At 64.6% G+C, this 7873-nt stretch carries 11 protein-coding genes; 5 read left to right on the top strand and 6 right to left on the bottom strand.

Annotation, left to right across the window (positions count from 1 at the left end):
- From JHC99_RS15915 to JHC99_RS15905, 3 genes are all read left to right on the top strand, one after another.
- On the top strand, positions 1–362 hold a 362-nt coding region (locus JHC99_RS15915; RefSeq protein ID WP_292155496.1), incomplete at its 5' end, for a polymer-forming cytoskeletal protein.
- Positions 363–438: 76 nt separating this feature from the next.
- The gene (locus JHC99_RS15910) at positions 439–924 is read left to right on the top strand and encodes a low affinity iron permease family protein (RefSeq protein WP_292155494.1); all 486 of its coding nucleotides are present in this window, start codon (positions 439–441) and stop codon (positions 922–924) included.
- On the top strand, positions 921–1202 hold the full coding sequence (locus JHC99_RS15905) for a SemiSWEET family sugar transporter (protein ID WP_292155493.1): 282 nt from the start codon (positions 921–923) through the stop codon (positions 1200–1202). The genes JHC99_RS15910 and JHC99_RS15905 overlap by 4 nt, the downstream gene beginning before the upstream one ends.
- Positions 1203–1418: 216 nt before the next feature.
- On the opposite strand, the gene JHC99_RS15900 is transcribed toward JHC99_RS15905, so the two are convergent.
- From JHC99_RS15900 to JHC99_RS15890, 3 genes are all read right to left on the bottom strand, one after another.
- Positions 1419–2066, bottom strand: coding sequence for a glutathione S-transferase family protein (locus JHC99_RS15900; RefSeq protein ID WP_292155490.1), 648 nt, complete (start codon positions 2064–2066; stop codon positions 1419–1421).
- Between the two features lie 14 nt (positions 2067–2080).
- On the bottom strand, positions 2081–2659 hold the full coding sequence (locus JHC99_RS15895; protein ID WP_292155488.1) for an ATP-dependent Clp protease proteolytic subunit: 579 nt from the start codon (positions 2657–2659) through the stop codon (positions 2081–2083).
- 346 nt (positions 2660–3005) lie between these two features.
- The gene (locus JHC99_RS15890) at positions 3006–3875 is read right to left on the bottom strand and encodes a formylglycine-generating enzyme family protein (RefSeq protein ID WP_292155487.1); all 870 of its coding nucleotides are present in this window, start codon (positions 3873–3875) and stop codon (positions 3006–3008) included.
- A gap of 1378 nt (positions 3876–5253) precedes the next feature.
- Between JHC99_RS15890 and JHC99_RS15885 the strand changes: the two genes are divergently transcribed.
- Complete coding sequence (locus JHC99_RS15885; protein ID WP_292155485.1) at positions 5254–5601, top strand: arsenate reductase; 348 nt, start codon at positions 5254–5256, stop codon at positions 5599–5601.
- A gap of 31 nt (positions 5602–5632) precedes the next feature.
- Here JHC99_RS15885 and JHC99_RS15880 read toward each other — a convergent pair whose 3' ends face one another.
- Positions 5633–6142 (bottom strand): DUF1465 family protein, encoded by a 510-nt coding sequence (locus JHC99_RS15880; protein ID WP_292155483.1) that lies wholly within the window; start codon positions 6140–6142, stop codon positions 5633–5635.
- A 119-nt stretch (positions 6143–6261) separates the two neighbouring features.
- Positions 6262–6468: a DUF1192 family protein gene (locus JHC99_RS15875; protein ID WP_292155481.1), complete on the bottom strand. Its 207-nt coding sequence runs from the start codon at positions 6466–6468 to the stop codon at positions 6262–6264.
- Positions 6469–6546: 78 nt separating this feature from the next.
- On the opposite strand from JHC99_RS15875, the gene JHC99_RS15870 reads away from it, so the two are divergent.
- On the top strand, positions 6547–7533 hold the full coding sequence (locus JHC99_RS15870) for an NAD(P)H-quinone oxidoreductase (RefSeq protein ID WP_292155479.1): 987 nt from the start codon (positions 6547–6549) through the stop codon (positions 7531–7533).
- A gap of 2 nt (positions 7534–7535) precedes the next feature.
- On the opposite strand, the gene JHC99_RS15865 is transcribed toward JHC99_RS15870, so the two are convergent.
- The coding region (locus JHC99_RS15865; RefSeq protein WP_292155478.1) for a beta/gamma crystallin-related protein at positions 7536–7873 on the bottom strand (338 nt) is incomplete at its 5' end.

Raw genomic sequence — 7873 nt, 5'->3', positions numbered from 1 at the left:
GTGTCATTTCGGGTGCCGGCGATCTTCAGGTCGACGGCGCGGTCAAGGGTGACGTCCGCGTCGGTCGGCTGATCGTCGGCGAGACCGGCGCGATCGAGGGCAATGTCGCGGCCGACTACCTCGAGGTTCGGGGCCGGATCGTCGGTGCCGTGACCGGCAAACAGGTCAAGCTGATCTCGACCGCCTATCTGGACGGTGACATCACCGCGGAACAGCTGTCGATCGACGTCGGTGCCTATTTCCAGGGCCGGGTGCTGCAAAGTCGCCGCGACGTCCCGGCCTCGGCCCCGCCTGCCCGACCCGCACCGGCTCCGGTCGCGCCAGAGCCTGCGCCGCAGGTCATCGAGATGAAGCCTGTCTGAAACGAGAATCCTTTTCCCCTTGCGGGATAGGGAATTTCGGTCCGGAACCGTCGCCAAGCGGTGCCGTTAGGGCCGCATGGAAAAGCTGTTCGTCCGTTTCGCAACCCTGACGGCCAAGATCGCGGGCAAGCCGTGGACCTTTATCGCCTGTCTGGGGATCGTCGTGATCTGGGCGGTGACGGGACCGATCTTCAAGTTCAGCGAGACCTGGCAGCTGGTCATCAACACCGGCACGACCATCATCACCTTCCTGATGGTGTTCCTGATCCAGAATACCCAGAACCGCGACGGGGCGGCCATGCAGGCCAAGCTGGATGAGCTCGTCTATGCCGTGAAGAAGGCCGATGCGCGGTTCATCGGCATCGAGCACCTGACCGAACGCGAGCTCGACAAGATCCTCGAGGAGGTCGAAAAGCGCGGCCTTGACGTTCAGGCGGGCAAGCCGGCCCGGCCGATCAAGGGCAAGCCGGCGGCTCGCGCGGAGGACATCGAGGCGGCCCAGCCCAAGGCCGCGACCCCGGCTGCCGAACGTAAGACCCGCAAGCCCTCGGCCGCGAAATGAGCGATCTGGTCGCCAACGTCGTCGGCACGGCCGCCGCCCTGTGTTCCATCGTCAGCTTCGCACCCCAGATGATCAAGATCTGGAAAGAGCGGGATGCCTCGTCGGTCAGTTTGCGGACCTATTCCCTGACCGTGACCTGTTTCGTGCTGTGGGTGGCCTATGGTGTCCTGACCTCGGCATGGCCCATCGTGGTCTCCAACGCCTGTGCCTTCGTGATGGCCCTGGGGGTGCTGATCATGAAGTGGCGGTTCCGGGACGGGGAGCCGAAACCCGGCTGACCGATGGCGGTGGCGCTCGAAAAACAGGCCGCCAAACCGCCAAACCGCCAATGGCCGTATATGAATTCAACAGGTTAGAGACCCTGTGTCGGCCAGACCGCCAGGCCGCGCGGTGCTACCGGGGCCGTGCGCGCTTATCTCGACATGTCAAAGACCGTCCGAGAGATGGTGCGGGATAACGCACTGACAAGGCCTGTAGAGGAATAAATTCCTTCCTCAATCCCGATCGGGCGCGCCGAGCGGGAAATAGTCCCGATACGGCCGGGCCTCGTCCACCGCCCGCGCGACCGACGGCCGCGCCAGCAGTCGGGCGCGATAGGCCTTCAGGTGGATCAGATCGTCGGGAATCGCATGGGTCCAGTCGGCGTAGAACAGGGCCGGCGCCGCCGCGCAGTCCGCCAGGCTGAAACCGTAATCCGTCGCCCATTCCCGGTCCGCCATCCGGGCGTCCAGCCAGGGATAGATCTGGTCCAGCGCCGTGCGGGCCTCGCCGTCGATCCGGGCGTCGCGCTCGGCCTCGGGGCGAATGGCGTTGTAGATGATGCGCTGCTGGGCGTTGGAGACATGGTTGTCGAAGATCCGGTCCATCATCCGGACCTCGACGGCGGCGGCCGGGTCGGCGGGGATCAGCGCCATCGGCCCCGGATGATGCACGGCCAGATGTTCGATGATCGAGGTCGCCTCGGGGATCACGCGGCCGTCGTCCTCCAGCACTGGAAACTGCCGGCGCGGCCAGATCGCCTCGAGCGCCGCCATGGACTCTCCGTCCGCCAGCAGCCGGGCCTCATGCGGGGTGTCGTTCTCGTACAGGGCGATGATCGCCTTCTGGCAGTAGGACGAGAAGGGGTGGGAATACAGGATCATGCGACCGTCCGGGATCAGATGACGCCGTGGATGATCCCCAGCGCCTTGGCTTCCTGGGCCTCCAGATACCAGTTCGCGGGCGCGCGTTCGAGGACCTCGTCCATCGTGATCTGCGACCCCCGCACCAGGTTCTCGAACCCCTCGTTCTGGATGGTGATCGAATGCTCGATCTCGTGCAGCACGGCCTTGATGGAGGCGATGCAGGTGGTCAGGGGGCCCTGGACCTGAAGCGTCCGGTTCATCTTGCGCTCGTGGATCATCAGGCGCGTTCCGCGCGTCAGATAGCGGTTCGGCGTGGCGAAGAAGCTCATGAAGGTCGCCCCCGCAGAATAGATCGCTGCCTTGCCCAGAAAGACCAGCCGCCGGTTCGGCGTGATCTCGGTATGGAACCGCACGTCCTCGCCCATCATCCTCGCCACCTCTGGATCGCCGCCCAGGGTCGACAGCTCGATGATCACCAGCCCCTCGTTCGGGACCATGGCGAACTGGCGCCGGAAGCTGTCGTACATGGCGTAGTCCACGGTGCCGGCCAGCTGGATCCGGGGCGCGTCAAAGGCCTTGGACGGGAGGGTCTCGGGATAGGGATAGGACATAATAGGTCGCTCGTGGACCCGCCAAAGCGCGGACGGGGCTGTTCGGTTCCAGGGTCGGGGCGTGGAGGCGGATTTTGCACGTGGGCTTCGGAAACGACCAATCCCTTCACGGGGTGTCGACAGACGCGGTCGTCTCCCGAAAGCGGACTCTCGTAGAGTCTGCTATGGGGGGAAAGCGGAAGTCCAGATTGCTGCCGATCATGACTGACCCATCCCGAAAGCCGATGTTCGCTTCCGAGTCTCGTCGATGTGGCCAACGTTCGAATTGTATCGACTGCAGTCCGCCGCCGTCTGCAGGGCCATACGAGCGCTGCTCCCGCACTGAAGGACTCGCCAGGAATCTCCCTCAATCCAGTTCCCGTGCGATGCGGAACCCCATGTTGACTTCGCGAGCATGGGTCGCTTGACGGGCTGCCGAGCGCAATTGGGCGACACCTCCGGTGAACGAGCCGCCGCGGAACACCTTGCTTTCGCCGCCCCGGGCGCAATCGGTCACCCAGGGCATGCCATCTGTTGGAATCTCGGCCAGGTCGACATGGAAGCAATCCTTCGTCCATTCGCGGACATTGCCATGCATGTCGTACAAGCCGAAGGCGTTGGGTGCTGAAAAACCAACGGATTCGGTTTGGCGGCCATTGCATCCTGCAAGTAGTCCCACAGAATGAGGGCCGTTGAAGTTGGCTCTGTTTTCCCGCCCCGCATCGCACGTCGGCTCGGCATCGCCCCAAGAAAATCGACCCGTTGATCCTGCGCGCGCAGCATACTCCCACTCGGCCTCGCTGAGCAGCCTGTAAGTCTCACCTGTTTCTGCACTCAGCCACTTTACGTAAGCCTCGGCATCATCCCAGCTGACGTTGATAACGGGATGCCTGCCACGTCCATAACCGGCATCACCCGACCAGTCAGGATCCGGTGTCGCGCTGTAACCCTTGCGGGAGTTGTCTTGGCAGCCCTGCTTGGCGACGCATTTTTCCCACTCGTCCCATGTGAGTTCATATTTGCCGACAGCAAAGGGCTTCGAGATAGTGATCTCTACTTGCGGCCACTCGGCTATCTCGCGGCACTTTTCATTGTCCGGCGAGCCCATCAGAAATCTGCCCGCCGGCACGACAACCGTCTCTGGCCCCAAGGCACCATCATTCAGGGCGTCGCGAACCGTATCACCAGGACTGTATGCGGCCTCCTGGGAGTGCGTAGAAGTCGCCAGCGCAGCCATGGCACAACCGGCCGCCAGGGCCCGTCCAAGGGTTCTGCAAGTCATCGCCAACACCCTACGGAGATCGTCAATAGCGTCATGTTTACCGCCGTTGTACGTCTATTGGATAAGCTGATCAGCTTGTTTGGGACAAGGCCGCCGGCGGATTCCGCGCATTGATCAGATCTCAGGCATGCCAAACGCGAGCGTCCGCTTCGGGTCGAACCCAGTCGAATACGTTGTGCCGGATAGCGGAACCGTTGGATGCCCGTCAGGGGTGGGAAACAGACATGTTCGCTTATAGCCTCGCGGGATGCTTGCTTGTCCCAGAGGGTTGCGCACCCACGGCCGCCGAGGAACTAATGAGGCGTCCGGTCCGAAGGGCCACGTCGTCAAACGTGCTGGCTGGCTGATCGGTGCACTTGTGCTGCTGCCCGTCGGGGGCTGTAGCGCAGATAAGCCGAACCGGCTGGCAGCTGAAGGGTGGTTGGCATCGCAGTGCGAAGCCGCGTCAGAACGGCTCGTGGAGAGCGGCGACGCAGGGTTTCGGGATGAGTTCGAAAGCTGGCGTGAGTTGAGCGATCCATTCTACGGGACGACCGACTCGCGGATGGAAGCGAGGTCCCGGGCAACGGCCTCCGTTCGTTCGTTCTTCGACCACGGGGCTAAGGCCAAGACCTTCTTCTCGGAAAACTGCGGCGCGGAAGCCCAAGCTGCAGTCCGGCGAGCTTTGTAGAGTGGTGACAGGGCTAACAGTCCGCAACGGGTCGAATGCAGTCAAAGGCACCGCGCCGGATAACGGACATGCGGGGTGGCCGTCAGGGAGTTAGGAAACAAACTTTGGGTATGCAAACCTGCTCTGATGGATGGAGGCGCGCGTGAGAGCATATTGGATGGTCCTGCTTCTTGCGACGACATCCGCCTGCTCTCCAACGCCATTCGGCGAACGGGACGTGAGCCGCATGGAAGCAAAGATCGCTATGCCACCCGGTGCGGCACCCCTCGACCAATACGCGCGGTTCTACTCACCGCCACGAGTCCACACCGAGAGCAGCTTGCCCTTCACCACGATCACCGACCCAATCCCGAACTGGCCCGAGCCAAGAACGAAGCCGGTAGTTGTGGCTGTTTTTGTCCAGTCGTGGGCTTGGGGGCGAGTTTAGCAAAGGCATTCATGTCGTTGCGGAAAAAGACCTGCCGTTTGCTGTTCATAGTGGGTGCCGAGCCGTGAACGTCATCTTCGATCCGCATTCGGGCACTACCTTGGCGGCGTGGTGTAACGTCGATGAGCGAGCAAGATCACAGGCTCCACCGCCGCCACCGCCGCCAGTCTGAGAGTATGCACTGGGTCGAAAGCCGCTATTGGTGCAGTAGCGCAAAGCAGACATTCAAGAGTTCCATGACCTACACCCTCTACGGCATCCCCAACTGCGACACCGTCAAGAAGGCGCGCGTCTGGCTGGACGGGCGCGGGGTGGCCTTCGTCTTCCATGACTACAAGAAGGCGGGCGTGGATCGGGCGGCGGTGGAGGGCTGGGTGGCCGAGCATGGCTGGGAGACGGTGCTCAACCGGTCCGGCACCACGTTTCGGGCGCTGCCGGAGGCGGACAGGGCGGGGATCGATGCGGCGAAGGCCGTCGATCTGATGCTGGCCCAGCCGTCGATGATCAAGCGGCCGATCCTGGACCTGGGCGACCGCCGGATCGTGGGGTTCAAGCCGGAAATCTATGAGGCGGCGCTGGGATGAACGCGCTTCTCCCGTCGAGGAGAAAGGGGCGCTAGAGCCTGAACGCCGCTTCCAGCATGCCATGCTGGCTCAGGACCGGGTTCACCGGCTCCTCCACCGGCGCGTCCAGATACATCCGGCGATCGAGGTACAGGACCCGGTCGTGGAGCTTCTCGGCGCGAACCACATATTCGACCAGGGCGATCGGCAGGTCGGCGTGGCTTGGCTCGGCATCCGTTGAGCGTGGGGTCAGGCGGTAGCGCGGATCACAGGCGGCGTCGGGCTCCATGTCGCCTTCGCGCACCGCCCGCTGGACCAGCAGCCAGGACGCGACCTGCATCAAACGGGTCGTCAGCTTCATGCTCTCGGCCGCATAGGCCAGGGCCGCCGCGCGCGACAGCAGCTTGGATTCGCGCCGCCCGTCGCCGTCCAGATAGGCGGCGATATCCTCGACCAGTTCCATCCCCTCGGCAAAGGTACGGTCGAACAGCTCCGAGCGCGCGAAGTCGCGGATCTCGGCCGCGCGGGACCGCATGTCGGGCAAGGCAGCGTCAGTGGTCATAAAGGCCATAATACTCATGAAACTGCGCTGGCGTCCGTATCGATTTTCGGGCCATGGCGGCCCCTGCGGTTCGGGGCTGCAACCCTCGTGCCAGCGTACCGGCGGTGTGCGAACCCTCGTCAGGCACCGAAGTTGAACAGGGCATCGGCCGCGCTCTTCTTGGCCTGTTTGGCCGCGATGGCGGACCGGGCGCGCGCGATCTCTGTGTCCAGGGCCGCGATCCGCTCGTCCAGTTCCTGAACCGAATACAGGTCGAGGTCCTCGCGGCCCAGCGCCGTCAGGGTTGCGCCGCGGCCGATGCGGGGCTCCAGATCTTCAAACGTCATCACCGGCTCCTGTGGCCATGCTCCGTGTGAGCCCCTATTTCAGCGCCTGTCGCGGCATGAATGCAAGGTAGCTCGCCCATGAAGGTCATCGAGATCAAGGGCGGCTCCGGCCCCGCCGAGGCGCTGACGCTCGCCGAACGTCCCGATCCGGAGCCCGGTCCGGGCCAGGTCCGCGTCAAGGTTCGCGCCGCCGGCGTCAACCGACCCGACCTGCTGCAGCGCCAGGGCCGATACCCGCCGCCTGCCGGTGCCCCGGACATCCTGGGTCTCGAGGTCGCCGGGGAGATCGACCGGATCGGCGCCGATGACGGCTCAGGCGGCGTGGGGCGCTGGCGGCCTGGCGACCGGGTCTGCGCCCTGCTCGGCGGGGGCGGCTATGCGCAATATGCCGTCGTCGATGCCCGGCACGCCCTGCCGATTCCGGAAGGACTGGATTTCATCCAGGCCGCCGCCCTGCCCGAGACCGTCTTCACCGTCTTCGCCAATGTGTTCGAGGCCGGCGGGCTGAAGGCCGGCGAGACCCTGCTGATCCATGGCGCGACCAGCGGTATAGGGGTGACGGCGATCCAGATGGCGAGGGCCGCCGGTGCCCGGGTGATCGCCACCTCTCGCGGCCCGGACAAGACGGCCGCCGCCCTGGCCCTGGGGGCCGACATCAGCCTTGACGCCTCGGTCGACGACGTCGCGGCGGCGCTGGCCGAGGCCGGCGGGGTCGATGTGGTTCTGGACATGGTCGGAGCCGACTATGCGCGGATCAATCTCGACGCGCTCAAGCCTCTGGGTCGATGGGTCGTCATCGCCACGCTTTCGGGTGCCCGGTCGGAGATCGACCTGTCGAAAATCATGATGAATCGGATCGTGCTGACCGGCTCCACCCTGCGGGCGCGCCCGGCCGACGAAAAGGCCCGGCTGGCGGCGGCGGTCGAGGCGAAGGTCTGGCCCTGGGTCGCGTCTGGCGCGGTCAGGCCGCCGGTGGAGGCGACGTTCCCGCTGTCCGAGGCCGCTGCGGCCCACCTCCATCTGGAAGCGGGCCGCCATGTCGGCAAGGTGGTTCTGGAGGTCTAGCCTTACCAGCCCCCTCCGCCGCGCCGCACCGGGCGGATCGACGAGATTCTGTCGTTCAGGCCCCAACGGTCCAGGTTGGAGACCGAACCGTCGAACTGCTGGCACTGGCCCCGGAAGTTGGAGTCGGTGCAGGCTTCCCACGTGCCCCGGAACTGCATCGAGCTGATGGCGTCGTTGAAGCCCGAGTTGCCCAGGTTGTAGATCTCGCCCGAGAAGGTCTGGGACTGGCCGCGGAAGTTGGCGTCGCGATAGACCGTCACCGAGTCGCGGCCGTTGTTGCCGCCACCCCAGCCGCCGCCGTTGTTGCCACCACCGTTGTTGCCGCCCCAGCCGCCGCCGT

This window comes from Brevundimonas sp. (assembly GCF_016463485.1).
In the GTDB taxonomy this organism is placed as follows: Bacteria; Pseudomonadota; Alphaproteobacteria; order Caulobacterales; family Caulobacteraceae; genus Brevundimonas.
Note: the sequence above shows the minus strand (reverse complement) of the source record. Positions and strands in the feature narration are given on the sequence as shown.